The sequence below is a fragment of the Rhizobium aethiopicum genome, assembly GCF_014197535.1.
GTDB classification, from domain to species: Bacteria; Pseudomonadota; Alphaproteobacteria; order Rhizobiales; family Rhizobiaceae; genus Rhizobium; species Rhizobium aethiopicum_A.
In genome coordinates, this window is record NZ_JACIFV010000001.1 from 441,576 (window position 1) to 467,650 (window position 26,075).

Sequence of the window (26,075 nt, forward strand, 5' to 3'; positions counted from 1 at the left end):
GACAGAAAAAAGCCGGGCGATGAGCCCGGCTTCTGCATATTGGGATGTTCAATCGGCTTAGAACTTGACGCCGATACCGAGCTTGACGCTGTTCTCGTCGTAACCGCGCGAGAAGCTGCCGGAGTCGAGATCGTAGTCCTTGCTCTGGTAGTCGGTGTAGCGATATTCCAAGCGCGTCGTGATATTGTTCGTCACGAAGGCTTCGACGCCGGCGCCGACCGTATAACCGTAGTTCGTCTTGCTTTCGTCCGACGTGCCGTCGGAAACCTTGACGTTGCCGAGGGCAAGACCGGCCGTACCGTAGAGCAGGAAGGGGTTCATGTCGTAGCCGACGCGGCCACGGACGGAGCCGTTCCAGCCATACTTGTTCTTGACGCCGCCCGAGGAGACGTCATCGCCGCTGTAGCCGAGATCGGATTCAACGCCGTAAACGATCTGGCCTGCTTGCCAGTTGTAACCGGTGAAGACCTGGCCGCCGAAACCGTAGGTGTGGCGATCGGAACCGAAGTCACCCATGTTGTAGGTGCCGGCGCCGCCGAGATAGAAGCCTTCCCAGTTGCCGGCCGGCTTGACCGGGGCTTCCTGGGCGACCGGTGCTTCCGGAACCTGGTCGACGGCATCAGCCGCCTGAGCTGCCGAAACGCCCGCGATTGCAAAAGCGGAGGCCATGAGGCCAGCAATGAGTACACGCATACTTTTCTCCTTTCAGTCCCGCGCCGCTTATCATCTGTCTCTCAGCGAAGCATTGGCGGGGAAATTGCCAGATGTCCCTTCCGGATCGAGACTGAAATTGGAACTGAATTGCGGATTTGAAAGAGCCAAATTGTGATATCATTGTGGCTGCCGGATGGCGGAAATTCGATGTTGCTTGCGAGCAACATACATTTCATTAACCTTACTCATAAGTTAAACTTAAAATACTTATTTTAATAAATCGAAGTCTTAAATAATACATAGAATATTTCGCTCGCGGAGGCAAGCGACACGGCCTATTTATATAATCTCCGCCCGCCCCTATATAGTCTGGCAATAGACTCGCGGGATCAGAAGGCACGATTTTGAACGACAAAAGACTTCGCGCGGCTCTTATAACAGGGGCTGCCAAGAGAATAGGCCGGGCAATCGCCGAAGACCTTGCTGCAAATGGCTTTTCCGTCGCAATCCACGCGAACGGCTCGATCGGCGAGGCCGAGGAACTGGCGGCGGGACTGCGGCGAAAAGGACAGAAGGCGATCTCGCTCAAGGCCGATCTTACCGATATCGGCGAGGCGGGCGAACTGGTCGCGAAGGCGTCGGAAGCGCTCGGGCCTCTCGATCTGCTCGTCAATAATGCGTCGGTCTTCCAGCATGATTCCGCGCGTAGTTTCAACGCCGACACATGGGCTCTGCACTTCGACCTGCATGTGCGTGCGCCGTCGATCCTTGCGGCAGCCTTCGCGCAGCAGGTGCCCGCCGAGGCAGCAGGGATGATCGTCAACATCATTGATCAGCGGGTCTGGGCACTGAGGCCCAGCTTCTACTCCTATACGCTTTCCAAGTCCGCGCTGTGGACGGCAACGCAGACGCTTGCCCAGGCACTGGCGCCACGCATCCGCGTCAATGCGATCGGCCCCGGCCCCTCGATGCCGAGCGAGCGGCAGTCACTGGAGGACTTCCAAGCGCAGGTCTCAGCCCTTATCTTGCAGCGAGGGCCGGCACTGGAAGAATTCGGACAAACGATTCGCTTCCTTTATGACACCCCCTCGATCACCGGCCAGATGATTGCCCTCGACGGCGGCCAGCACCTTGCCTGGCAGACGCCCGATGTGGCGGAGATTAAGGAATGAACGGACGAAAGCTGCCGGATGGCGGCGTTCTCTACGATGATACGGATGAGAGCGAAGAAGAAATCGAGGTGGAAGGCGACGTTTCCGCCTCGCCTCTTGCGGCAGCTGTCGACTGGAACGCCGGCAGCCTCAACGAAACCGGGCTCATCGGCGCCGAACTGATCGGCGAATTCGTCAAGCGCCTGCCGAACAGCCCCGGCGTCTACCGCATGTTCAATGCCGAGGGCGACGTGCTCTATGTCGGCAAGGCGCGCAGCCTGAAGAAGCGCGTCGGCAACTACGCCGTCGGCCGTGTGCATTCCAACCGCATCGCCCAGATGGTGCGCCAGACGGCGAACATGGAATTCGTGACGACGCGCACGGAAACCGAAGCGCTACTCCTGGAAGCGAATCTGATCAAGCGCTTGCGGCCGCGCTTTAACGTGCTGCTGCGCGACGACAAGTCGTTTCCCTATATCCTCATCACTGGGGATCACCGGGCGCCGGCGATTTTCAAGCATCGCGGCGCCAGGGCGCGGAAAGGCGATTATTTCGGGCCTTTCGCTTCGGCCGGCGCGGTCGGGCGCACGATCAATTCGCTGCAGCGCGCCTTCCTGATCCGCACCTGCACCGACAGTGTCTTCGAAACGCGCACGCGACCCTGCCTGCTCTACCAGATCAAGCGCTGTTCCGGGCCCTGCACGCACGAGGTTAGCGACGAGGGGTATGCCGAGCTGGTGCAGGAGGCGAAAGATTTCCTGTCCGGCAAGAGCCAGAAGGTGAAGTCGCATATGGCGGAAGCCATGAACCAGGCGGCCGAAGACCTCGATTTCGAACGGGCGGCGATTTATCGCGACCGCCTTGCGGCACTTTCCCATGTCCAAAGCCACCAGGGCATCAACCCGGCCGGTGTCGAGGAGGCTGACGTTTTCGCAATCCACCACGAAGGCGGCGTCTCCTGCATCCAGGTGTTCTTCTTCCGCACCGGGCAGAACTGGGGCAACCGCGCCTATTTTCCGAAGGCCGACCCGCAACTATCCAGCGCCGAAGTTCTGAATGCCTTTCTCGCGCAATTCTACGACGACAAGCCGGTGCCGAAACAGATCATGCTGTCGGAGACGGTCGAGGAATTGGAGCTGCTCGCCGCAGCGCTCAGCGAAAAGGCCGGCCACAAGGTTTCCATCCTCGTGCCGCAGCGCGGCGAGAAGCGCGATCTCGTCGAGCATGTGGTCGGTAATGCGCGCGAAGCGCATGGGCGAAAGCTTGCTGAGACGGCGTCGCAGTCGCGGCTGCTCGAAGGATTCAAGGAAACCTTCGGGCTCGCCTATGCGCCGCAGCGCATCGAGATCTACGACAACTCGCATATCATGGGCACTAACGCCGTCGGCGGCATGGTGGTGGCGGGGCCGGAAGGCTTCGTGAAGAACCAATACCGCAAGTTCAACATCAAATCGACCGATATCACCCCCGGCGACGACTTCGGCATGATGAAGGAGGTGATGACGCGGCGCTTCTCGCGGCTGATCAAGGAGGAAGGCATTCCTGACCGGACGGCGCAGGCAGCAGCTGCCGACGCCGCCGACATGCCCTTCCCTGCCTGGCCCGACGTGATCCTCATCGACGGCGGCCAGGGGCAGATGACGGCCGTGCGCGCCATCCTAGCCGAGCTCGGCATCACCGACAGCGTGACGGCGATCGGCATCGCCAAGGGTGTCGACCGCGACGCCGGGCGGGAGCGCTTCTTTCCGCCCGGGCGCGAGAGCTTCACACTGCCACCGCGCGATCCGGTGCTCTATTTCATCCAGCGCATGCGCGACGAAGCCCATCGTTTTGCGATCGGCTCGCACCGGGCGCGGCGCAAGAAGGAAATGGTCAAGAACCCGCTCGACGAGATCGGCGGCATCGGCCCGTCACGCAAACGCGCGCTGCTCCAGCATTTCGGTACGGCGAAGGCGGTTTCCCGCGCCGCTTTGTCCGACCTGATGGCAGTGGAAGGTATTTCGGAAGCCGTGGCAAAGCAGGTCTATAACCATTTCCACGAGGACGCCGCGAAATAAGCGGCGGCCGTCGCAAATTCCACGCAATGGCGGTGAAAAGACAGAAAGAATGTTGACGGTCCCCGGCCAAAGCCGTCATCTACATCGACCCGAAAATCGAAATCGGTTTTCGTAAAGACGCGGCGCTGCAGCGGCGCATCAATTCAGAGAAACGATCCATGGCATCGCGTGCGTACAGCCTTCCCAACCTTTTGACTTACGGCCGCATCCTCGCCGTGCCGCTGATCGTTCTTTGCTTCTTCGTCGAGGGCAGACTGTCGATCAGCAATACGGCGCGCTGGGTGGCGCTGTGGATCTTCATCATCGCCTCGATCACCGATTTTCTCGACGGCTATCTCGCGCGGATCTGGAACCAGACGTCGAATATCGGCCGGATGCTCGATCCGATCGCCGACAAGCTGCTGGTCGCCTCGATCCTCCTCCTGGTCGCAGCCGACCAGACCATCGCCGGCTGGTCCATCTGGGCGGCAATCATCATTCTCTGCCGTGAGATCCTGGTTTCCGGCCTGCGAGAATATCTGGCGGCGCTGAAGGTCAGCGTGCCGGTGACACGGATCGCCAAGTGGAAGACGACGCTGCAGCTCGTCGCCATCGCCTTCCTGCTCGCCGGCCCGGCCGGCGACGAGATTTTCCCTTATACGACGAACACCGGCATCGCGCTCTTGTGGATCGCGGCACTGCTGACCATCTATACCGGCTACGACTATTTCCGTGCCGGGCTGAAACATATCGTGGATGACGAGGAATGACGCGGCTTGTCTATTTCGCCTGGGTGCGCGAACGCATCGGCAAGGGCGAGGAGGAGATCGACCTCCCCTCCTCCGTCGTCACCGTCGCCGATCTTCTGAATCATTTGAAGACGCTGGGCGAGGAATATGAAGCCGCACTTCAATATCCCGAGGTCATTCGTGTGGCGCTGGATATGGAACATGTCGAGCATGACGAGCCGATTGGCGCCGCACGCGAGATCGGGATCTTTCCGCCGATGACGGGGGGATGAGGATGGATGCGGCATATTCCCCCTTCTCCCCTCGGGGAGAAGGTGCCCGAAGGGCGGATGAGGGGGCCACCGCCGCAGATATTGCCCTTCGCTTGCGCTCAGTGCGTTCGCGGCGTTTGCCGCTCACCCCCCTCATCTGTCCTTCGAACATCTTCTCCCCGCTGGGGAGAAGGCGGAGGTCGCGGTGACCATCACCCCCACCATCCGCGTCCAACGCGAGGACTTCGACCTGCAAGCCGAAGTCGATCTGCTCTCCAAGGACAAAGCCGGGATCGGCGCCGTCGTGACCTTCTCCGGCCTCTGCCGCGATGAAGGCGGGAGGCTGGCGGCTCTCGAACTCGAGCATTATCCCGGCATGGCTGAAGCCGAGATGAGCCGCATCGGCAAGCTCGCCGTCGAGCGCTTCGCCCTTCTTGGTCTGACTGCCATCCACCGCTACGGCAAGATCGCCGTGGGCGAGAATATCGTGCTCGTCGTTGCGGCCGCGCCGCACCGGCAGGCAGCGTTCGACGGCGCCAATTTCGTCATGGATTTCCTGAAGACCGCCGCCCCCTTCTGGAAGAAAGAACATGGTTCGGACGGCACGGCGAGCGACTGGGTGGCGGCGAAAGATGCCGACGATGCGGCGCGCGACAAGTGGAAATGATCAGAGAACCACTCGCTCCCTGCGGCTCATAACCAGCAGCAGGACGAGCAGTGAGAAGATGACGAGATCGCGCCAGACGAAAGGCCCGTAGGCGCCCCACAGGGTTTCGACGACGGCAAGCCCGGCGGCGCCGGCAGCCGAGCGCAGCGGATCGGAATAGCCGCCCACGGCTGCGATCAGCAGCACCTTGAGCCCGAACATCAGACCCGCGCCGAAATCCATCGATCCGTAATAGAAGGTGGCGAGGATGCCGCAGAGGGTGGCGACGAGCGCGGCTGCCGCATAGGCGACAAGGAAGACAATGTTGGCGCTGGTGCCGCAGAGCTCGGCGGCCAGAGGATCGTCGGTGACGGCGCGCCAGAGGCGGCCCCAGGCCGTGCGCCTGAGGATCAGCGCACCGATTGCAACGATGGCTGACATCAGCGCCGTGTCGATCAGTTGGATATAGGTGAGCGTCACCTTGAATGAACCGTCGTTCCAGAAGACGACGACATCGTTCAGGAACGGCGGCAGCCAGATGGCGCGCGTATTGGCGGCGAGTCTGGCGGTTTCCATCAGCACGATCATGATGCCGAGGGCGGCAACGATCACTGTATTCGGCGATTTGCTGGCGAGCGGTAGCATGATCGAGCGGCCGATCCAGATGCCCGCGGCCAGCGAATAGACAAGCGCAGCGCAGGCGCCGATGGCAAGGGCAGCCGGCAGCACCAGCCAGAACCTGATATAAGCGAGTTCGGTAAAAAGCAGCAGGATCTGGCCTGAGAAGGCGAAGATCGCCCCATAGGTGATATCGGCCCGCTTGGTCACGCCGAAAGCAACGGCATAACCGAAGGCGAGCGCGGCATAGAGGGCGGCAAGCGGCACCGCATTCGCCAACTGCTGCAGAAGATAGGCCATTCCGAGGACTCCGCGTCGGCAAATTATAACTGGTAAAACCTATTTCGCCAGTTATAATTTCGCCATGAGCTTTTCCTGGACCCCTCACCGTTTTGCCGGCGGCGCGCTGGCGCTCGATGTCGCCAACAGCGTCGTGCTGCGCGACGACCCAAAGCGGCGGATCGACCGCTTCGCGAGCCGCGAGCAGATGCGGAACTTCCCGCGCGCCGCCGCCGAATTCTGCGCCGAACGCGCCCTGTTCGGCGAGATCGCGCCGCTGGCAGCACAAGACGAGGCGGATTTCATCGTGTTGCGGGAAGCAATCGACCTCTATTTCCGCAAGCGTATACTCAAGGGCGGCGACGACCGATTGCTGGCCGCGCTGCTGGAAGCGACGGCGAGAACGTTGCGCGACGCAAGCCCCGGCAGCCTGGCCGCAGCCACCGCCCATTCGGTGCTGCGGCTGATCGCCATGCCCGACCCTGAGCGCATGAAGATCTGCGGCAATTGTGGCTGGCTGTTCATCGACCGCAGTAAGAACAGGAGCCGGGCCTGGTGCGACATGGCTGTCTGCGGCAACCGCGCCAAGGCGAACCGTCACTACCGCCGCAAGAAGGAGGAGACGCCATGAGAAAACATCTGATCGTAGCGGCGGCTGCCACGGGGCTTCTGCTTTCCGCCTGCCAGCGTCAGGCCGAAAACCTCGTCGAAGTCACCGGCCACCTCTTCGTCTTCAACTATCGGGTGGCGAGCGCCACCTATCTGCTGACGCTGAAGAAGACGGGGCCAATCCCCGACAGCTCTCTGATCATTGCCGAATTCGAAAATCCGCAAGGCGGCGACCCGCTAGTGCTGAAACAGAAAATCTACCCGATCGACGACAAGATCGCGCTGCAGAGTGAAAACCTGCACTGCGTGCGCAAGGACCGCCCCTATTCGGTAAATGTCCGGCTGATCGACAAGGACGGCAAGGTGCTGCAGGAGTTGACGACTGAGTTCCGCTCGGACCTCGACCAGACGGTGCTGCCGAGTAAGCCGCTCGTCGTCGGTGCGCTTTATGACAAGAACCCGGAAGTCTTCAAGCCTGACGGCAGCGTCGATTTCTCGAACACCGACAAGTGCCCATCATAGAAAAAGCCGGGGCAAGGCCCCGGCTTTCAAGAGTCAATTCAAGGCATTGCGAGGCAATGCCGAAGCGCGGCCTCAGCCGACGATTTCGGTGTCGGAGAACCAGTACTTGATTTCCTGGGCAGCCGTTTCCGGGGCGTCGGAGCCGTGCACAGAGTTTTCGCCGATCGAAAGGGCGTGGACCTTGCGGATCGTGCCTTCGTCAGCGTTTGCCGGGTTGGTCGCGCCCATGATTTCGCGGTTCTTGAGGATCGCGCCTTCGCCTTCCAGAACCTGGACGACGGTCGGGCCGGAGGTCATGCCTTCGACGAGTTCGCCGAAGAAGGGGCGATCCTTGTGAACGGCGTAGAAGCCTTCGGCTTCGCGGCGGCTCATCCACACGCGCTTGGAGGCGACGACGCGCAGGCCGGCATCTTCGAGCATCTTGGTGATGGCGCCCGTCAGGTTGCGCTTGGTTGCATCAGGCTTGATCATCGAGAAGGTGCGTTCAATCGCCATAGTCAAATCCTCTGTTTTCTCGGGAAAAGTGGGCGGTCTTTACCCGCCCCAACGCCCGAAAACAAGGGGTCGGCGGCAATTTCACGCCGCTGTCACAGTCCTACCGCGGCTTTCGTGAAGATCGAGGCAGCGTTCGAACCAGGCGACGACGGGATCGTCGGCGGTCAGCATGGCCAGCCCTGCGGACACGCGCAGCCATTGCAGCGCGCCGAAGACGATATAATCGGCAAAGAGCGGCGATTGCCCGCCGACGAAGGGCTGGAATTTCAGCATGTGACGGAGCGGCTCAAGCTTGGCGCCGAAGGCAGCCTTCTCCGCCTCGCTGTCGGCGGCAAAGACTTCCAGCGGCTTGCCGAGCCTGACCTCGCGGCTCTGACGAAAGTAAGCCTTGTCGCCTTCGTCCAGGATCGCGTGGATATCGAGAAGGGCGATGCGCATGATCGCCGGGTGGATGATCATCTGCGAATAGCCCTCGACTATGCGCGACAGCGCCCTGCCGCCCTCGCCATTGAACAGCGACGGCCGCTCCGGATAGGACTCTTCGAGATAGAGGGCGATGGCAAAACTGTCCGAGATCAGCCGGCCGTTGTCGTCGAGCACGGGCAGGGTCGATGAGACGCCGCCGCCGATTTCGCGGATGCCGGCATAGGTTGTCGGGATCTCCTCGAAATCGAGCCCCTTATGCGCGAGCGCCATCACCGCCTTCCAGCAATGGGGCGAAAAGAAGCGCCCTTCGTCGGCGCCGCAGAGGGAATAGAGGGCTCTGGTCATGATAATCCTTTCGAGGTCTGATCTGCCTGCATTCGACGACAGAAAGCGAGCGTGATCAAATCAGGAAATTTCATGGCGCCATCACTCGGATTTCTCAGGAAACCGGCTAGACTGCCCCAGCAACGTCAGGGGCAAAATATGCTTAGACATTTCAGGATGTTCGCGGCCTGTAACCGCTGGGCCAATGCCCAAGTCTATGCGGCTGCGGCCGAACTCAGCGAGGCGGAATTCCGCAGCGACCGCGGCGCCTTCTTCGGCTCGCTGCATCGCACGCTCAATCACCTGCTCGTCGCCGACCGCATATGGATGAAGCGCTTCACCGGCATCGGCGAAGCGCCGGTGACCCTCGATGCCGTGCTTTTCGAAGAGCTGGACGCGCTTGCCGCCGCGCGCAAGGCGGAGGACGAGCGCATCATTGCCTGGACAAGTACGCTCGATGAGGCAAACCTTGCCGGTGACTTCACCTATGCCCCGGTGACGCAGCCGATCCGGATCACTCAGCCACTGTCGAGCGCGCTCGCGCACCTTTTCAATCACCAGACGCATCACCGCGGCCAGTGCCATATGACGCTGACGGCGCTGGGCAAACCGAGCCTCGGGCTGGACCTTATCTACTTTCTACGCAGCGAAGGCCGCGAGTGGATGTGAGGCAGCGGTCTCCATCAAGATTGAATTAACCGCCTTCGCCGGTTCCCATCGCCAATCCGGCGCTTCCCTTCGTAAATTCAGCCTCTCTTAAAAGCTTGCGAGCATAGCAGAACGTGAGAGAAATGAGACCGGGCGCGAGGGATCGTCATGCAGAATGCAAGCACAAACGCACTGGTGGCGCGCGAGTCCATCCGCCCAGGGCCAATGACGGATATCCAGAAGATCGCGCAGCACATGGCGCGGCTCAACGTCGCCGCGCTGCCGCGCAACTACGAACTCTTTCATGAGGCCATCATCGGGCACAATCCTGGTCTTGCACAGGATATCGCCGCGCTCGGGGCGCAGCCGCAACAGGCGATGCTCGACGAACTCGGACTGAAATGCCGCCTGGTCGGCCATTGCGGGCTGGCGGGCGAGACGTCGCGCAACGAAGCCAGCCGGACGCTGCGCGCGGTGGCGGAAAGGCTTGCCGAGGGATTGCGGCACAGAGACGCCTTTGCCCGCGCCTGCGGCACGATCCTGAAATCTGTCGGCGGTGATGAGGACCAGAGCCTTGCCGCCTTCATCGGCGAGGTCGATTACCTCTCCGCCTCGCTTGCAACGGTAATGTCGGCGGAGATGGAAACCGGTGCCAGACTGCAGGACGACATCGACAGACTGGAAATGTTGGAGCGCGGCATTGCGGCAATGCAATCGGCCACCGTCGCCGACAAGATCACCGGCCTTGCGAACCGCATCGCGCTGAACCGGCAGATCACCGAACTCTACGAACGTGAAGAGGGTGCCGCCGGCAGCGCGCTGATCATGGTCGATATCGACGATTTCACCGAGCTCAACGACAGATACGGCACTCAGGCAGGCAACAAGCTCTTGAAGAAGCTTGCGGCCCTCTTTCGAAAATCGGTGAAGAAGAACGATTTCGTCGCCCGCACCGAAGCCGACGAATTCGCCTTGCTGTTTGCCAATGTCGGCATGCAGGATGCGATTGCTATCGCCGAGCGCCTGCGCGCCTCGGTCGAAGAAAATCTCGTCTTCGCCACCTCCGACAAGGGTGACAGCGGCAGGCTGACCATCTCGGTCGGCCTGGCGCTCAGCGCCGATGCGGCAACACCGGGACAGCTCCAGGCCAATGCCCGCGTCGCGTTGCTTGCCGCGCAATCGAACCGCCGCCTGCCGGTGCAGGCTTTCGGCCGCTGAGGCGTATCATCGCTGTCGGTGCGGACGAGCCTGCTCACCGGGGGACGAGCTGCTCGCCGCCGGACGAGCAAGCTCGCGGCCGGACGAGCAAGCTCGCCGGGGGATAAGCGGTCTTGCCTTGGCGGGCGGTTTCGGCCAAAACGCCGGCCATGATCACGATTATCGATATTTCCGCCCGCATCGCCGGACGCCTGCTTCTCGACAATGCCAGTCTCTCGCTGCCTTCGGGCGCCAAGGCCGGTCTCGTCGGGCGCAATGGCGCCGGCAAATCCACACTGTTTCGCGTCATCACCGGCGATCTCGGCTCGGAGACCGGGGCAGTGTCGATCCCGAAGGCAGCGCGTATCGGTCAGGTGGCCCAGGAAGCGCCGGGAACCGAGGATTCCCTAATCGAGATCGTGCTTGCCGCCGACAAGGAACGTGCGGCTCTGCTTGCCGAAGCGGAAACGGCAAGCGACCCGCATCGCATCGCCGAAATCCAGATGCGCCTCGTCGATATCGATGCGCATTCGGCTGAAGCGCGGGCTGCGAGCATCCTCGCCGGCCTCGGCTTCGACCAGGCGGCGCAAGCCCGCCCCGCCTCCTCCTTCTCCGGCGGCTGGCGCATGCGCGTGGCACTCGCCGCCGTGCTGTTTGCCGAGCCGGACCTGCTTCTGCTCGATGAGCCGACCAACTACCTCGACCTCGAAGGCACGATGTGGCTGGAGGACTATATCCGCCGCTACCCGCACACGGTCATCATCATCAGCCACGACCGCGATCTCCTGAACAATGCGGTCAATTCCATTGTCCATCTCGACCAGAAGAAGCTCACCTTCTACCGCGGCAATTATGACCAGTTCGAGCGGCAGAAGGCGGAAGCCGACGAGCTGCAGACGAAGGCCAGGGCGAAGAACGAGGCAGCGCGCAAACATCTGCAGAGCTTCATCGATCGCTTCAAGGCCAAGGCTTCCAAGGCCCGGCAGGCGCAATCGCGCGTCAAGGCGCTCGAGCGGATGGGGACGGTCGCTGCCGTCATCGAGGATCATGTGCAGCCGATCACCTTCCCCGAGCCGGAGAAGCAGCCGGCCTCGCCGATCGTCGCAATCCAGGGCGGTGCCGTCGGCTACGAGCCCGGCAAGCCCATCCTGAAGAACCTCAACCTGCGCATCGACAACGACGATCGCATCGCCCTGCTCGGTTCGAACGGCAACGGCAAGTCGACCTTCGCCAAGTTCATCTCGGGGCGACTGTCGCCGGAGAGCGGCGAAGTGAAGCTCGCACCGAGCCTGAAGATCGGCTTTTTCGCCCAGCATCAGCTCGACGATCTGATCCCCGAGCAGTCGGCGGTGGAACATGTGCGCCGGCTGATGCCGGCCGAACCGGAGGCCAAGGTGCGCGCCCGCGTTGCGCAGATGGGGCTTGCGACCGAAAAGATGGCTACCGCCGCCAAGGATCTTTCCGGCGGCGAGAAGGCACGCCTGCTGATGGGGCTCGCCGCCTTCCATGCGCCGAACCTGCTGATCCTCGACGAGCCGACCAACCATCTCGATATCGACAGCCGCCGCGCTCTGATCGAGGCGCTGAACGATTACAACGGCGCGGTGATCCTGATCTCGCACGACCGCCACCTGATCGAGGCGACCGTCGACCGGCTGTGGCTGGTCAACGGCGGCACTGTCACCACCTTCGAAGGCGATATGGACGAGTATCGCGACCTCATCCTCAGTTCCGGTAAAAAGAAGGAAGACAGGCCGCAGACCAGCGACGATACGACTTCGAAGGCCGACCAGCGCAAGCTCAACGCGGAAAAGCGCGCCTCGCTGACACCGCTGAAGAAAAAGATCAACGAAATCGAATCCTTGACGGCGAAGCTGGAGAAACAGATTCAGGCTCTTGATGCGGAGCTTGCGGATCCGACTCTTTATGAGAAGACGCCCGCCAAAGCCGCCGAAAAGGCAAAACAGCGCGGCGAGGCCGCGGCAAAACTCACTGCTGCCGAGGAAGAGTGGCTGATGCTGTCGTCCGAATATGAAGAGGCAATGGCAGGATAGCCACAGTCTTTTAGGAAACGCCGCGGACTGCGACGCGTTACGAGAATTCCCGCCGATCTCAACCGATCGTTAACCATAATTCGAAAGGTTGTCTCAACATTCATTACTGATTTGTTGAGCCCTTTCTATGCATCGATTTTTCGTCCTTTCCTGCATCGCCCTTGCGGCCGCCCTCTCCGCCTGCAGCACGACCAGACAAGCTCCCGACACCTCGATCAAAACCGCTTCGGTGGTTGCGCCCGAGGGACGAATGCCTTCCGGCAAGCCCGCCAATGATGATGCAACGCCGCTCTTTGCCGGCCCGCATCACCTTTCCGGACGGACGCTGGAGGTCTCCTCGCTTGTCGATCTCAAGCTCAACGACAAGGAAGTCATTCTGAGCTTCGACGATGGCCCGATCCCCGGCCGGACTGACAAGGTGCTGGCGATTCTCGACCAGTTCGGCGTCAAGGGCGCCTTCATGATGGTCGGCGAGATGGCTGAGATGCATCCGGCGCTGGCGCGCAAGGTGGCAATGGAGGGCAATGCGATCGGCAGTCACACCTATGACCATGCCAACTTGACCTCGCTGAGCTTCGATGCGGCAATGGACGAGGTGCTCAAGGGCGAGCTGGCGGTGACCAAGGCGACGGGAACAGACGTCTCCTTCTTCCGCTTCCCCTATCTCGCCGAGAGCCAGAGGCTGCGCGCCGCCATCGCAATGCGCGACATGGTCGTCATGGATGTCGACATCGACAGCAAGGACTATTTCACCAGCACACCCCTGTCCGTGACGCAGCGGACGATGAACCTGCTGCACAAGCGCGGCCGCGGCATCGTTCTGATGCACGACATCCACAAGCGCACCGCGAGGATGTTGCCGACCCTGCTTTCGAAACTCGAAGCCGAAGGCTACAAAGTCGTGACGCTGAAGTTCAAGAAGCCGCAGGTACCGAACGACCTCGTCGCCTCGGCCGATTTCATAGCGACCCGCTAAGAAATGCCTTTTCGGCGAGTGTTGACCAGACCGCAACGCCGCTACTTTTAGTCGAGAGGATGTTAGGAGGAGAGTGATTTGTTTCGCTATCTCTGTGGCGCGTTATTCGCTTCCGCGCCGTTCGCTGCTGCCCATGCTGAATCTGCAAATTTCTGCAGAAACAGTTTCAACCCCAACGAAGCAGTCGAGTCCCGATTCATGGGACTTGAATACGCGCTTATCGCTCATGTTCTCGCGGAAAAATATTGCGGGGCAGAACCGAGCCCGATGCGCCCCCGATTTCTAGGGTATATCGAGAAGCAGGGTTGCGATTCAGGAACTGAGATCTACAAAGACGTCGAGGCAGCTATCGCAAAAATGGAGGGCGCAGGCCTGAAACTGCTCGCTCAAAATGGAAACCCCAAGTTAACGATGTCCGACGAACAAGTGCAGGAATGGGCATCGACTGCTACGAAAGAGCTTGGAGGATGCGACGCGCTGAAAAAGGCTCATGACGCCGGATTTGGACAGTAAACACTCCATGTGAGCGCGCTCGCTTGCCAGGGATGAGCCACTTGGAAGTCAGAGCGTGAAGCAGAAAACCGCTCACGTTTATCCGCATCATGCGCTAAATCTATGCAAAATCAACGAAGCCGGCAGCTCAGACATGAACCTTCATCTCGAAACGGACGAAGATCCACGCACCCGCCAGTTCATCGCCGAACATAATGCGCTCTCCGACGCGGCATTGAGAACGCCGCAATTTGCCGAAGATCGCGACGCGATCAAAGCGCTGATCGAGCGGCAGGACAGGCTGATCGTGCCGATGCGCCGCGGGGGATGGCTGTTCGACTTTCGCCAGTCCAAGGATAATCCGCTTGGCCTCTGGCTGCGCCTGCCGGCCGACCAGCCGCCGTTGCCCGATGCCACCTGGGAGCCGGTCTTCGATCTTGACGCCTTCTGCGGCAGCGAGGGCAAGCGCTGGAGCTGGCGCGGCGCCGTCACCTGCCCGTGGGAGCCGACGCGCGTCCTGCTGATGCTTTCGGACGGCGGCTCCGACCTGGTCCGTCTGCTCGAATTCGACGCCGAGCGCAAACAGATCGTGAAGGGCGGTTTCGACACGCCCGCCGCGCGGTCACATGCTACCTGGCTGAGCCGCGATGAGATCTGTTATTTCGGCTCGATCGACCGATTTTCGGCGACCCGTTCGGGATGGCCGCGCGTCGGGCGGCGATTGAAGCGCGGGCAGCGCCCGGAAGATGCCGCCATCATGTTCGAAGCCGCCGATGAGGATGTCTATGGCTTCAATCTCGTCATCGACCCTGCGCTATCGGGCGCATCGGCCGATGCCGGATTGATCGACATTTTCATCGCCGGACACGAAATCGGTGTGGCGAGCGCTTTCCTCACCGCCGATGATGGCGCGCAACGGCACATCGATCTGCCCAAGGAGGCAGATTTTCAGTTCAATCATAATCATTGCCTCTGGCGGGCAAAGACCGACGAGCGCGTTGCGACCGGCAGCCTCGTGCTACAATCCTTCGATCCCGCCTCGCAGGCGCTGCTCGGGCCGGAACGGATCCTGTTTCAGCCTGGTGAGGGCCAGTCGATTTCGCAGATGATGCTGATGCGCGAATGGTGCGTCTTCATCGTTTCCGACCGGCTGCGGCCGCGTCTTCTGGTGCTCGACCTGACACAGCCCGATGCCGAACAGCGGGAAATCCCGCTGCCGGCAGAGATGCAGACGGCTTATGTCAGGCCGCTCCATGCGGATCTGCATCTTGGCGACGACACGCTTCACATCGTCGGCCAGGGATTCCTGCAGCCGCCGACCTGCTACCGCCTCGAACTGTCCGATCGCAGCAGAGAGCCAGAGCCGATCTTCACAGCGGCGGCGCCGAGCTATTTCGATGCGAGCGATATGTCATCGGAACTGCTGGAGGCTGTGTCCGAGGACGGGACCAGGGTCGCCTACCGGCTGGTGCTGCCACGACGGTGGACCAAGGGCGCACTGCCGGTGCTGATCTACGGCTATGGCGGATTCGACGTTGCGCTGTCGCCGAATTACTCCGGCGTAACCGGCCGCTGGCTGGAACAAGGCGGCGCCTATGTGCAGGCCTATATCCGCGGCGGCGGTGAGTTCGGGCCTGACTGGTATCGCAGCGCCAAGCGGCAGGGGCGAGACCGGGCCTTTGCCGATTTCGTCGCTATCGCCCGCGATCTTGTCGCTCGCGGCTACACCGTGCCATCGCGGATCGCCTGCCAGGGCGGCAGCAATGGCGGCCTGCTGACCGGTGTGATGCTGACGCGCTACCCGCACGATTTCGGCGCGGTCTGGTGCCAGGTGCCGGTGCTCGACATGACGCGCTTCCACCTGTTCAGCGCCGGCCAGGCGTGGATGGACGAATATGGCGATCCGGAGACGCCGGCGGACCGGGAATTCATGCTCGGCTATTCGCCGCTTCACAGTATCAGGCCGGCCAGCGAGATCACTTATCCGCCGATCTATGTTGAAAGCTCCACCAATGACGACCGCGTGCACCCTTCGCATGCGCGCCGTTTTGCTGCGAGGCTGGAGGAAGAAGGACATCAGCTGCTCTTCCACGAATTCGGCTTGGGCGGGCATGGCGGCGACGGCAGTTCCGAGGAGCGCGCCGCCCGCGCGGCGATGGGTTACAGCTTCCTTCGCGAGACCATCATGCGTTAGGATCGAAAGGAATGGAGGAGCAGAGCTTGTCGGCGCTCTTCTTTCTGCTACAAACAGGCTCAATAAATCATACTTTTCATACAGGCACGAGCGAAGCACCATGTCCCCTATCAATCTCGCCATCGTCGGCGTCGGCAAGATCGTCCGCGACCAGCACCTTCCTTCCATCGCCAAGAACCCGGATTTCAAGCTCGTCGCCACGGCAAGCCGTCACGGCACGGTCGAAGGCATCAACAGCTACACCACGATCGACGCGATGCTCGACGCCGAGCCCACGATCGATGCCGTTTCGCTGTGCATGCCGCCGCAATACCGCTATGAAGCGGCGTATAAGGCGCTCGTTGCCGGCAAGCATGTCTTCCTGGAAAAGCCGCCGGGTGCAACGCTGAGCGAAGTGGCCGACCTCGAGGCGCTGGCGAACAAGCAGGGTGCGTCGCTGTTTGCCAGCTGGCATTCGCGTTATGCGCCGGCCGTCGAAGCCGCCAAGGCCTTTCTTGCCTCAACGACGATCAAAAGCGTGCATGTGATCTGGAAAGAGGATGTCCGCCATTGGCATCCGAACCAGGACTGGATCTGGCAGGCCGGCGGCCTCGGCGTTTTCGATCCCGGCATCAATGCGCTGTCGATCGTCACCCATATCCTGCCGCGGCAGGTCTTCATCACCGGGGCTGTGCTGGAATTCCCGGAAAATCGCGATGCGCCGATCGCCGCCGACATTCACTTCCGCGATGCAGACGGCCTGCCGGTTCATGCCGAATTCGACTGGCGCCAGACCGGCAAGCAGAGCTGGGACATCGTCGCGGAAACGGCAGCCGGCCAAATGGTCCTCTCCGAGGGCGGCGCCAAGCTTTCCATCAACGGTAAGCTGACATTCGCCGAACCGGAACAGGAATATCCCTCGCTCTATCGCCGCTTTGCCGAAATCATCAAGGCGGGCAAATCGGATGTCGATCTCGCCCCCCTGCGCCACGTCGCCGATGCTTTCATGCTCGGAAAGCGGAAATTCGTCGAGGCCTTCCACGACTGAGTCATTTGAGGTCCTTGCCGGTCGGCTCCGACGGCAAGGACCCGCTCAAGCCTTCTTCTCCCACCGCCCTTCCGGCGTCTGCTGCCAATAGGTGAGGTTATGCCCCTCGCCTTTCAGCTTCTTCCATTGCACGCGGGCGCCTTCCAGCTGCTCCTGGTCGTGGCCGTCGAACATGAAGACGACGCGCTCATAGGCATCGGCCGACGGCGGCTCGGCGCCGTCGACGATGAAACGCACGGTCGCCGCATTGGCATTGTCCGACGTGACCGTCAAAAGCACCGGCTGGTTTTCGGCAAAATCGCCTTCGTCGATCCCATGCGGCAGGAAACTCTCCTCGCGAAACGTCCAAAGATGCGCATCGAGTGCATCGCGCCGCGCGGCCTCGCTCGTCTGGACGACGACGCGCCAGCCGCGCTCGATGCTTTTGTCGAGGAGCGGCGGAAGCGCGTCTTCCAGCCTGGTTTCGGTCAGATGATAGAAGAGAACGTCGGTCATCGGGATTCATGATGGGCGCGAACGAGCTCGTCGAGCAGGCGCACGCCGAAACCGGAACCCCAGGACTGGTTGATCTCATCCTGCGGCGAGCCCATCGCCGTGCCGGCAATGTCGAGGTGCGCCCAGGGCGTGTCCTGCACGAAGCGTTTGAGGAAATGCGCCGCGGTGATCGAGCCGGCCTGACGGCCGCCGGTGTTCTTCATGTCGGCGAATTTGCTGTCGATCAGCTTGTCATAATCCTTGCCGAGTGGCATCCGCCAGAGTTTCTCGTTTGTGGAAAGGCCGGCCGTCGTCAGCTGGGCGGAAAGCTGGTCGTCATTGGAGAACAGGCCGGCATGCACGTTGCCAAGCGCCACGACGATTGCGCCGGTCAGGGTGGCCAGATTGATCATGAACTGCGGCTTGAAGCGATCATTGCAATACCAGAGCGCATCGCAAAGCACGAGGCGACCTTCGGCATCGGTGTTGATCACCTCGATCGTCTGGCCGGACATTGAGGTGACGATGTCGCCCGGACGCTGGGCGTTACCATCGGGCATATTCTCGACCAGGCCGATGATGCCGACGGCGTTGACGGCCGCCTTGCGGGCGGCGAGCACATGCATCAGGCCGGTCACGGCTGCGGCGCCGCCCATATCCCCCTTCATGTCCTCCATGCCGGCGGCCGGCTTGATCGAAATGCCGCCGGTATCGAAGACGACGCCCTTGCCGACGAAGGCGACGGGACGGTCCTTGCTCTTGCCGCCCTTCCACTGCATGACCGCCAGACGCGGCGGGCGCACGGAGCCCTGCGCGACGCCGAGCAGCGCGCCCATGCCGAGACGGCGCATTTCCTTCTCGGTCAGGATTTCAACCTCGACGCCGAGCTTTTCCAGTTCCTTCGCCCTGGCGGCGAATTCGACAGGTCCAAGCGCGTTCGGCGGTTCGTTGACAAGGTCACGGGCGAGATTGACGCCGCCGGCGATCGCTTCGGAATCGGAAAACGCCTTTTTGGCGCCGGCCGCATCGGCGGTGATGATCGTCACCTTGACCGATTTTGCCGGCTTCTCCTCGTCGTCGTTCTTCTTTGTCTTGTAGGCATCGAAGCTATAGGCGCGCAGCAGCATGCCCAGCGCGAAATCGGCGGCGGCGCGTGCGTTCGTCTCGAGGCCGGGCACGTCGATGAAGATGGCGGCCTTGTCAGTATTCTTGATTTTCGATGCCGCAGCGCCGCCTGCCTTCAGCCAGTCATGGGCGGCGAGTTCGCCGGCCTTGCCAAGCCCGATGACGACGATGCGATCGACGGGTGCGCCTTCCGGGGCGACAATATCGAGCGCGGCCGTGGATTTCGCGGAGAATCGGGCGATCTTCGCAGCCTTGGCGATCACGCCTGCCGGATCAGCCGTTTCGGCGCCTGCGGCGCTGTCGGCCTCGGCAGTCTTCAACAGGATCGCCAGCCCACCATTGAGCTTTACCGACTTCGAGAATGAAATTTCGAACTTTGCTGACATGTCTTCTCCGCTGGGATTCTTGAAATCCGTCCCTGGCGGATAATTTCGCGTTTGGCGGGTCTGTCAATGGCTCGCGACACTTGTTATGGTCGCCCGCGGCTGTCCAGGCCCTCATGTTTTCGTCAATTTTGCAGATAATCGCGTTGACAGTTTTTTCGAAAAATCGATGGCGGAGACCGGTGATCCGCCTGCCGAAAACGACTTTCGGTGCATTCCTGCTTCTGTTCTGGGCGTGGTGGGCGCTGCTTGCCATCTTTCGCGCCTTCCCTGGAATAGACATTTATTTTTCCCAGCTTTTTTTCGTGGGCGCAAATTGTGACGCGACTGCCGCTGCCGGGAGCATCTGCGGCGGCTTTCCCTATCGCGACTCGGGGAATTTCGACCTGCTGCGAACCATCTTCTTCCGCCTGCCCTATGTCGTGGCGATCGTCATGGCGTGGAAACTGATCGAATGTTACCAGCAGCACGGCGCGACCTTCAACGCCGAGCGGGCGCGCAAGCTCAAAGTCGCGCTCGGAACGATGCTGATCGGGCCGGTGCTGCTCGTCAATGTTATCCTGAAGGAACATTGGGGTCGGCCGCGGCCGGTGCAGACGGATATTTTCGGCGGGAGCCTGCATTTTGTCGAGGCCGGCTCGCTTGCCGGCAAATGCGTGTCGAACTGCTCCTTCGTCTCCGGCGAGGCGGCGAGCGCTGGATGGCTGTTCTGCCTTCTGCTCTTCATCCCGAAATCGCTGCGTTATGCGCTGGTGCCGCCCGTCGCCGCGATCTCGATCCTGACACCGGCCATGCGGCTATCCTTCGGCGCGCATTATCTTTCCGACGTGACGCTCGGATGGCTCTCCTCGCTTGTCGTCTTCGCCGCGCTGCTGGCGCTAACTGAGTCGCAACAGGGCCAAAAAAATTCTGAAATTTGAATGAATTTTTGACACCTGCTTGTCGCAAAAGCGCGACAAAGAGCGTAGAGGGATTCTCCTGCAAGCCGTTTGGGCGTGCAGGTGCTTTCAAGGGCCGGCATGAAACTACTCGAGACATACATATTGCGGCGCGTCGGCCAGATGTTTCTCGTGGCGCTCCTGCCCGTGCTGGCGATCATTTGGACGACACAGGTTCTGCAGCGCATCAACCTCGTCACCGACAGCGGCCAGTCGATCGGCTCGTTCGCCAAGCTCGCGACGATGATCCTGCCGTCGATCATTCCCGTGGTGCTGCCTTTCGCCCTCGTCATCGCCATCACCCAGACGCTGACGACGATGAACAACGATTCCGAGCTGACCGTCATCGACGCGGCCGGGGCACGGCGCACTATTCTGGTCCGGCCGATCCTGCTGCTTGCCGCCGTCATCAGCGTCTTTTCCTTTTTCGTCGACAACATCGTCGAGCCGCGGGCAAAGACCGTGGCGCGTCAGATGATCGCCGAAACCTACGCCGATCTCCTCTCCTCGGTCATCGAGGAAAAGACCTTCCGCAAGCTCGACGAGGGTCTCTATGTGCAGATCTCGCAGCGCCTAGCGGGGCGCATGCTGAAGGGCCTGTTCGTCGCCGACGAGCGGGACCCGGCCTACGAGCTGATCTATTATGCCAAGGAAGGCGCCGTCGACGATACCGGCACGACGCTGATCATGCACGACGGCGAGGTGCATCGCAAAACGCCCGACGGCAACGTCTCGGTCATCAATTTCGATTCCTATTCCTTCGACCTCTCCGACATGACGGAGAGCCGCGGTCAGGCGACGCTGAAAGCCAGCGATCGTGACTTGTGGTTCCTGTTCAATCCGGATCCGAACGATAAGGACTATACGATCCGCCCCCAGAGCTACCGCGCCGAACTGCATCGACGGCTGACGGACTGGATCCTGCCTGTCGTCTTTGCACTGTTTTCGCTGGCGATCGCCGGCGATGCGCGCTCGCACCGGGAAGCGCGGCTGCATCCGATGGTGAGCGCGCTCGGCTATGCTTTCGCGCTACGATGGGCTGCCTTCTACGCGGCAAACCAAATCGACACCGATCCGGAATATATCGCAGTTCTCTACGCCATTCCGATCGTCAGCAGCATCATCTCGATCATCTTTCTCGGCCTGCACAAGCGGCTGGTCATGCCTTCGTTCGTCTGGGACGGGATATCGGCTTCCTGGAGACGCATGCAGGAAAGACTGCTTACCGCGACCAGCAGGTCCGGCGGGGGCGCGGCCCAATGATGTTCGGGACATTGTCGCGTTATTTCTTTCGCCGTTACCTGGCGACGACCTGCTGGTTTCTGATCGGCGTATCGGCGATCGCCTTCCTGCTTGATTTCAGCGAGACGGCGGGACGCATGTCCGGCCTGCCCGGCTACACGATCGGCGGCGGCATCGTGATGACCGCCGTGCGCCTGCCGCTCATCCTGCAGCAGACAATCCCCTTCGTCGCCCTCTTCGTCGGCATGACGGTGCTGATCGGCCTCAATCGGAAATATGAGCTCGTGGTCACGCGCGCGGCCGGCATCTCTGTCTGGCAGTTCATGTTTCCCTTCATCGCGGGCTCAATTGCGCTCGGCGTGCTGACGATGACGGCGCTCAACCCGCTTGCCGCCTGGGGACAGCGTCAGGCGCTGCTGGTCGAGTCCGACTGGCGTGGCGAAAACGCAGTTCTGCGCAAGGCGCCGCAGATCCCGTGGCTCCGCCAGATCAGCGGCCGCGACGACGTCATCATCGGCGCCCAGACGGTCCAGGAGAACGGAACCAAGCTGATCGACGCCGTATTGATCCATTTCGATTCAAGCGGTCGAGTCATTCTGAGACAGGATGCCGCCACGGCGAAGTTGGAAGATGGTTACTGGCAGCTTAACGGCGTCGTCGAGCGCAAGCCTGGCGAAATCCCGCTGCGCAAAACTTCGGTCCAACTTCGCACCAATCTGAAACAGGATTTCGTTCAGGAGCGGCTGACAGCGCCGGAAACAATTGGTTTCTTTGACCTTTCCAATCGCATTGCGGCGGCCAAATCCTTCGGCATCTCGACCAAGGCCTTGGAGACGCAATTCAACTCCCTGTTGTCTCAGCCATTGCTGCTGGTGGCCATGACTCTCATTGCTGCAACAGTGTCCCTAAAATTTAGCCGGTTCAACCAATCCCGCTCCGTGATTCTGGGTGGAATCCTGTCAGGCTTCATGCTTTATGTCATCACCGTGCTTGTTAAAGCATTCGGAAGCAGTGGAGTCGTGCCTCCCTTCGTGGCGACGTGGATACCGGTCGTCGTCGCGTTGGCCTTGGGCGCGACTATTTTGCTTCATCAGGAGGACGGCTAGTGGCGGTAGGCGACCGCAAGTATTTTAGTAAACAGTTGGTTGCCCTGCTTGTCGGTGCGGCTCTATGTTCCTATTTCGGCAGCGCCCCGGCCTCCTATGGCCAGGCCAGCACGCCTGAACAAAATATCGAGAATAAGATTCCCGAAGGGGCCAAGCTTCTGCTTTCGGCCAACGAACTCGTCTATAACCGTGACGCCGAACTTGTGTCGGCGATCGGCGGCGTGCAGATCAACTATGGCGGCTACAAAATGGTCGCCCAGAAGGTCGAGTACAATCAGAAGACCGGTCGGATGATGGCGCTCGGCAATGTCGAGCTCGTCAGTCCGGACGGCAACCGCATCTATGCCGACAACCTAGACGTGACCGACAATTTCGCCGACGGGTTCCTGAACTCGCTGCGCATCGAAACCGCCGACAATACCCGTATCGTCGCCGAAAGCGGCGAGCGGGTCGGCGGCACGAAGATGATTCTCAACAAGGGCGTCTATACCGCCTGCCTTCCCTGCGCCGAAGATCCGAAGCGCGCACCCTTCTGGCAGGTCAAGGCCAAGCGCGTGATCCAGAACGGCGAGACCCATACGATCCGCCTGGAGCGGGCGCGTTTCGAACTACTCGGTTACCCGATTGCCTTCGTGCCGTTCATCGAGGTTCCCGACAATACGGTGAAGCGCAAGTCCGGCTTCCTGTTCCCGACGATGAGCCTGTCGCAGAACCTCGGCTTCGGTCTTTCCATTCCTTATTATTATGTGATCTCGCCGAGCATGGATGCGACGGTCACGGCGACCGGCTACACGGCCCAGGGCTTCCTCGTCGAAGGCGAATTTCGTCAGCGCTTCGAGAACGGCACGCATATCCTGCGCGTCGCCGGCATCGATCAGGCAAAGCCGGGCAATTTCAGCTCCGGCACCAGCGATGCCGAAGCCGAGCAGCGCGGCATGGTGGCGTCAAAGGCGGAGTTCCGCATCAATCCGCGCTGGACGTTCGGCTGGGACGTCATGGTGCAGAGCGACAACAATTTCTCGAAAACCTACAAGCTGCGCGGCTTGAGCGGCACCGATCGCACGAACCAGATCTACCTGACGGGGCTTGGGAAACGGAATTATTTCGACATGCGGGCGTTTTATTTCGACGTCCAGGATGCCGATCGGACGAACACGGCCGAAAAGCAGCAGGCCATCGTCTATCCCGCGCTTGATTATCACTATGTCGCGCCTCAGCCGCTTGCAGGCGGCGAACTTTCTGCGGACGTCAACCTGACGAATATTTCGCGCACACACGACGACTTCTATACCGTCGACGGATTCGACCGGTTCCGCGGCCTGAAGGGCCAGACTTCGCGCCTGACGGCCGAACTTCAATGGAAACGCACCTATGTCACGCCGACCGGTCTGGTGATCACGCCACTTCTGGCAGCGCGCGGCGACGCTTTCGCGTTGAACATGAACGACCCGACCGGTTACGCCGGCAATTATCTTGACGACGAATCCGCCACCCGCTCGATGTTCACCGCCGGGCTGGAGATGCGGTATCCGATCCTGATGACGACTGATAACAGCACGCATATTCTGGAGCCGATCGTCCAGATCTATGCGCGCCCCGACGAGCAGCTCGCCGGCCGGCTGCCGAACGAGGATGCACAAAGTTTCGTTTTCGATGCCACCTCGCTCTTCGACCGCGATAAATTCTCAGGTTACGACCGCGTCGAAGGCGGCACCCGCGCCAATGTCGGCTTCCAGTATACCGGGACGTTCGACAGCGGTTACAAGCTGCACGGCATTTTCGGCCAGTCTTATCAGATCGCCGGCCAGAACTCGTTCGCGACCGATGACCTCGTCAATGTCGGCGCGAATTCGGGCCTCGAAACCGACCGCTCCGATTATGTCGGACTCGGCGGTGTCGAAACGCCGTACGGTGTTTCCGTTGCGGCCTCCTACCGGCTCGACGAGAAGGATTTCGAGTTTCGCCGTGGCGACCTGACGACAGCCTACCAGAACGACACCTTCCAGACGCAGGTGACTTACACGCATCTCAGCGCCCAGCCGGCCTATGGCTTCGCCGAGGACAACGACGAGATCCAGACCAGCAGCAAGGTCAAGTTCAAGGACTATTGGTCGATCTTCGGCGGCATCGCCTGGGATCTGAACAACGATGTGATCAGCCGCCGGACACTCGGCCTTTCCTATGAGGACGAATGCACGATCTTCACGATCGCCTATACGGATAGCAGGGATTCCGACGACGAGTCGGCAAGCGACTGGACGATCGGCGCGCGGCTGACGTTCCGCACGCTCGGCGACATCAAGATCGGCTCCGACACTCTCTCCAACTAGCCGGCGGACGGCGTAAACATGGCCTCAAGTCATTCTTTCGCCGTAAGCCTGTGCAGGACATTGCCGCCAGTCGATATCCGAGGCATAGGAGTTTCGCGCCGCGATGGAAGCGATTTCCGCGTGTCTCGCACTGTGGTAAGGACGCCGCGATCAACCTCTCGCGGCGCTATTGGGAGGTCAACAGATGATTGACGCGAAAAAAGCCATAACCGCCTTTCTCGCCGGCGCAGCGATTGCCTTGCTGACGGGCCTTGCCGGCCCGGCGCTTGCAGCAAGCGGAGTCCAGGCCGTGGTGAACGGCACAGCCATCACCAGCGGCGATGTCGCCAAGCGTCAGGCCTTCCTGCGCCTGCAGCATACCAAGGCCGACGCCAAGACCGCCACGGAGCAATTGATCGACGAGACGCTCAAGCGTCAGGAGGTTGCCCGCGTCCATATGTCGGTTTCGCAACAGGACGTCGATGCGTCTTTCGCACGCTTTTCGGCCGGCAACAAACTTTCCGTCGAACAGATGTCGCAGATCCTCGATCGCGCCGGCGTCGGCGTCGACCATTTCAAAGGCTTCATCGCCGTGCAGATGAGCTGGCCGCGCGTCGTCAATGCGCGCTACGGCTCGACCTCGCGGCTGTCGAACTATGATCTCGTCTCGCGCATGATGCAGAACAACAAGCAGAAGCCGGTGACGACGGAATATATGCTGCAGCAGGTCATCTTCGTCATTCCCGAGGCCAAGCGCGGCGCCATCACCGGCAAGCGCAAGGGCGAGGCCGAGGCATCGCGCTCGAAATTTCCTGGCTGTGATCAGGCAAAGACCTTTGCCGCGACGATGCGCGATGTTTCCGTGCGCGATCTCGGCCGCATGCTTGCTCCCGAGATCCCGCCGGATTGGAAGCCTCTGGTCGAGCAGGCCAAGGGCAACACCACAGGCACCCGCGTCACCGAGAAGGGCGTCGAATATCTGGCGATCTGCAGTCAGCGCCAGGTCTCCGACGACCAGGCCGCCGAAATGGTCTTCCGCCAGGAGGATCTCGACAAGTCCAAGGCCGGTAAGAACGGCCCGCCGGAAAACGAAAACAGCAAGAAATACCTGGACGAACTGCGCAAGAAGGCGCAGATCGCCTATCGCTGA

The 26,075-nt window shown here is 61.0% G+C and carries 25 protein-coding genes; 19 read left to right on the forward strand and 6 right to left on the reverse strand.

The window, feature by feature from the left end:
• Positions 1-57 precede the first annotated feature (57 nt).
• The gene (locus tag GGD53_RS02250) at positions 58-693 is read right to left on the reverse strand and encodes an outer membrane protein (RefSeq protein ID WP_184453147.1); all 636 of its coding nucleotides are present in this window, start codon (positions 691-693) and stop codon (positions 58-60) included.
• A gap of 365 nt (positions 694-1,058) precedes the next feature.
• On the opposite strand from GGD53_RS02250, the gene GGD53_RS02255 reads away from it, so the two are divergent.
• From GGD53_RS02255 to GGD53_RS02275, 5 genes are all read left to right on the forward strand, one after another.
• Positions 1,059-1,826 (forward strand): SDR family oxidoreductase, encoded by a 768-nt coding sequence (locus GGD53_RS02255; RefSeq protein ID WP_184453149.1) that lies wholly within the window; start codon positions 1,059-1,061, stop codon positions 1,824-1,826.
• Positions 1,823-3,862 (forward strand): excinuclease ABC subunit UvrC, encoded by a 2,040-nt coding sequence (gene uvrC, locus GGD53_RS02260; RefSeq protein ID WP_184453151.1) that lies wholly within the window; start codon positions 1,823-1,825, stop codon positions 3,860-3,862. Before GGD53_RS02255 ends, uvrC begins: the two co-directional genes overlap by 4 nt.
• Positions 3,863-4,020: 158 nt before the next feature.
• On the forward strand, positions 4,021-4,611 hold the full coding sequence (gene pgsA / locus GGD53_RS02265) for a CDP-diacylglycerol--glycerol-3-phosphate 3-phosphatidyltransferase (RefSeq protein WP_184453153.1): 591 nt from the start codon (positions 4,021-4,023) through the stop codon (positions 4,609-4,611).
• A complete protein-coding gene (gene moaD, locus GGD53_RS02270; protein WP_184453155.1) occupies positions 4,608-4,862 on the forward strand; it encodes a molybdopterin converting factor subunit 1 in 255 nt (84 codons plus the stop codon). The genes pgsA and moaD overlap by 4 nt, the downstream gene beginning before the upstream one ends.
• A gap of 184 nt (positions 4,863-5,046) precedes the next feature.
• Positions 5,047-5,508 carry a molybdenum cofactor biosynthesis protein MoaE gene (locus tag GGD53_RS02275; protein WP_184453157.1) on the forward strand — a complete coding sequence of 154 codons (462 nt, stop codon included), beginning with the start codon at positions 5,047-5,049 and terminating at the stop codon, positions 5,506-5,508.
• Here GGD53_RS02275 and GGD53_RS02280 read toward each other — a convergent pair whose 3' ends face one another.
• Positions 5,509-6,405, reverse strand: a complete 897-nt coding sequence (locus GGD53_RS02280) for a branched-chain amino acid ABC transporter permease (RefSeq protein WP_184453159.1) — start codon at positions 6,403-6,405, stop codon at positions 5,509-5,511.
• A gap of 64 nt (positions 6,406-6,469) precedes the next feature.
• On the opposite strand from GGD53_RS02280, the gene GGD53_RS02285 reads away from it, so the two are divergent.
• Together GGD53_RS02285 and GGD53_RS02290 are read left to right on the forward strand one after the other, a co-directional pair.
• Positions 6,470-7,015, forward strand: a complete 546-nt coding sequence (locus GGD53_RS02285; RefSeq protein ID WP_184453161.1) for a CGNR zinc finger domain-containing protein — start codon at positions 6,470-6,472, stop codon at positions 7,013-7,015.
• Positions 7,012-7,515 (forward strand): hypothetical protein, encoded by a 504-nt coding sequence (locus GGD53_RS02290; RefSeq protein WP_184453163.1) that lies wholly within the window; start codon positions 7,012-7,014, stop codon positions 7,513-7,515. The genes GGD53_RS02285 and GGD53_RS02290 overlap by 4 nt, the downstream gene beginning before the upstream one ends.
• A 72-nt stretch (positions 7,516-7,587) precedes the next feature.
• Here the strand turns inward: GGD53_RS02290 and ndk are convergent, their stop codons facing one another.
• Both ndk and GGD53_RS02300 read right to left on the reverse strand, forming a co-directional pair.
• Positions 7,588-8,010, reverse strand: coding sequence for a nucleoside-diphosphate kinase (gene ndk / locus GGD53_RS02295; RefSeq protein WP_004680549.1), 423 nt, complete (start codon positions 8,008-8,010; stop codon positions 7,588-7,590).
• A gap of 81 nt (positions 8,011-8,091) precedes the next feature.
• Positions 8,092-8,781 carry a glutathione S-transferase family protein gene (locus GGD53_RS02300; protein WP_184453165.1) on the reverse strand — a complete coding sequence of 230 codons (690 nt, stop codon included), beginning with the start codon at positions 8,779-8,781 and terminating at the stop codon, positions 8,092-8,094.
• 138 nt (positions 8,782-8,919) lie between these two features.
• On the opposite strand from GGD53_RS02300, the gene GGD53_RS02305 reads away from it, so the two are divergent.
• The 7 genes from GGD53_RS02305 to GGD53_RS02335 all read left to right on the forward strand — a co-directional run bounded on the left by GGD53_RS02305 (position 8,920) and on the right by GGD53_RS02335 (position 17,348).
• Positions 8,920-9,429, forward strand: a complete 510-nt coding sequence (locus tag GGD53_RS02305; RefSeq protein WP_184453167.1) for a DinB family protein — start codon at positions 8,920-8,922, stop codon at positions 9,427-9,429.
• Positions 9,430-9,576: 147 nt separating this feature from the next.
• On the forward strand, positions 9,577-10,626 hold the full coding sequence (locus tag GGD53_RS02310; RefSeq protein ID WP_184453169.1) for a GGDEF domain-containing protein: 1,050 nt from the start codon (positions 9,577-9,579) through the stop codon (positions 10,624-10,626).
• Positions 10,627-10,775: 149 nt separating this feature from the next.
• Positions 10,776-12,659 (forward strand): ABC-F family ATP-binding cassette domain-containing protein, encoded by a 1,884-nt coding sequence (locus tag GGD53_RS02315; RefSeq protein WP_184453171.1) that lies wholly within the window; start codon positions 10,776-10,778, stop codon positions 12,657-12,659.
• Between the two features lie 127 nt (positions 12,660-12,786).
• The gene (locus tag GGD53_RS02320) at positions 12,787-13,635 is read left to right on the forward strand and encodes a polysaccharide deacetylase family protein (RefSeq protein ID WP_184453173.1); all 849 of its coding nucleotides are present in this window, start codon (positions 12,787-12,789) and stop codon (positions 13,633-13,635) included.
• A 78-nt stretch (positions 13,636-13,713) separates the two neighbouring features.
• A complete protein-coding gene (locus tag GGD53_RS02325; RefSeq protein ID WP_184453175.1) occupies positions 13,714-14,148 on the forward strand; it encodes a hypothetical protein in 435 nt (144 codons plus the stop codon).
• 133 nt (positions 14,149-14,281) lie between these two features.
• Complete coding sequence (locus tag GGD53_RS02330; protein ID WP_184453177.1) at positions 14,282-16,321, forward strand: prolyl oligopeptidase family serine peptidase; 2,040 nt, start codon at positions 14,282-14,284, stop codon at positions 16,319-16,321.
• 100 nt (positions 16,322-16,421) lie between these two features.
• Positions 16,422-17,348 (forward strand): Gfo/Idh/MocA family protein, encoded by a 927-nt coding sequence (locus GGD53_RS02335; protein WP_184453179.1) that lies wholly within the window; start codon positions 16,422-16,424, stop codon positions 17,346-17,348.
• Between the two features lie 45 nt (positions 17,349-17,393).
• Here the strand turns inward: GGD53_RS02335 and GGD53_RS02340 are convergent, their stop codons facing one another.
• A complete protein-coding gene (locus GGD53_RS02340; RefSeq protein WP_184453181.1) occupies positions 17,394-17,843 on the reverse strand; it encodes a DNA polymerase III subunit chi in 450 nt (149 codons plus the stop codon).
• Positions 17,840-19,333 (reverse strand): leucyl aminopeptidase, encoded by a 1,494-nt coding sequence (locus GGD53_RS02345; protein WP_184453183.1) that lies wholly within the window; start codon positions 19,331-19,333, stop codon positions 17,840-17,842. Before GGD53_RS02345 ends, GGD53_RS02340 begins: the two co-directional genes overlap by 4 nt.
• Positions 19,334-19,476: 143 nt before the next feature.
• Here GGD53_RS02345 and lpxF point away from each other — a divergent pair, with 143 nt between their 5' ends.
• The 5 genes from lpxF to GGD53_RS02370 all read left to right on the forward strand — a co-directional run bounded on the left by lpxF (position 19,477) and on the right by GGD53_RS02370 (position 26,075).
• The gene (gene lpxF, locus GGD53_RS02350) at positions 19,477-20,250 is read left to right on the forward strand and encodes a lipid A 4'-phosphatase (RefSeq protein ID WP_184453185.1); all 774 of its coding nucleotides are present in this window, start codon (positions 19,477-19,479) and stop codon (positions 20,248-20,250) included.
• Between the two features lie 99 nt (positions 20,251-20,349).
• Positions 20,350-21,531 (forward strand): LPS export ABC transporter permease LptF, encoded by a 1,182-nt coding sequence (gene lptF / locus GGD53_RS02355; protein WP_184453187.1) that lies wholly within the window; start codon positions 20,350-20,352, stop codon positions 21,529-21,531.
• Positions 21,528-22,616: an LPS export ABC transporter permease LptG gene (gene lptG / locus GGD53_RS02360; protein ID WP_184453189.1), complete on the forward strand. Its 1,089-nt coding sequence runs from the start codon at positions 21,528-21,530 to the stop codon at positions 22,614-22,616. The genes lptF and lptG overlap by 4 nt, the downstream gene beginning before the upstream one ends.
• Complete coding sequence (locus GGD53_RS02365) at positions 22,616-24,946, forward strand: LPS assembly protein LptD (RefSeq protein ID WP_184453191.1); 2,331 nt, start codon at positions 22,616-22,618, stop codon at positions 24,944-24,946. Before lptG ends, GGD53_RS02365 begins: the two co-directional genes overlap by 1 nt.
• Positions 24,947-25,130: 184 nt before the next feature.
• Positions 25,131-26,075, forward strand: coding sequence for a peptidylprolyl isomerase (locus tag GGD53_RS02370; RefSeq protein ID WP_184453193.1), 945 nt, complete (start codon positions 25,131-25,133; stop codon positions 26,073-26,075).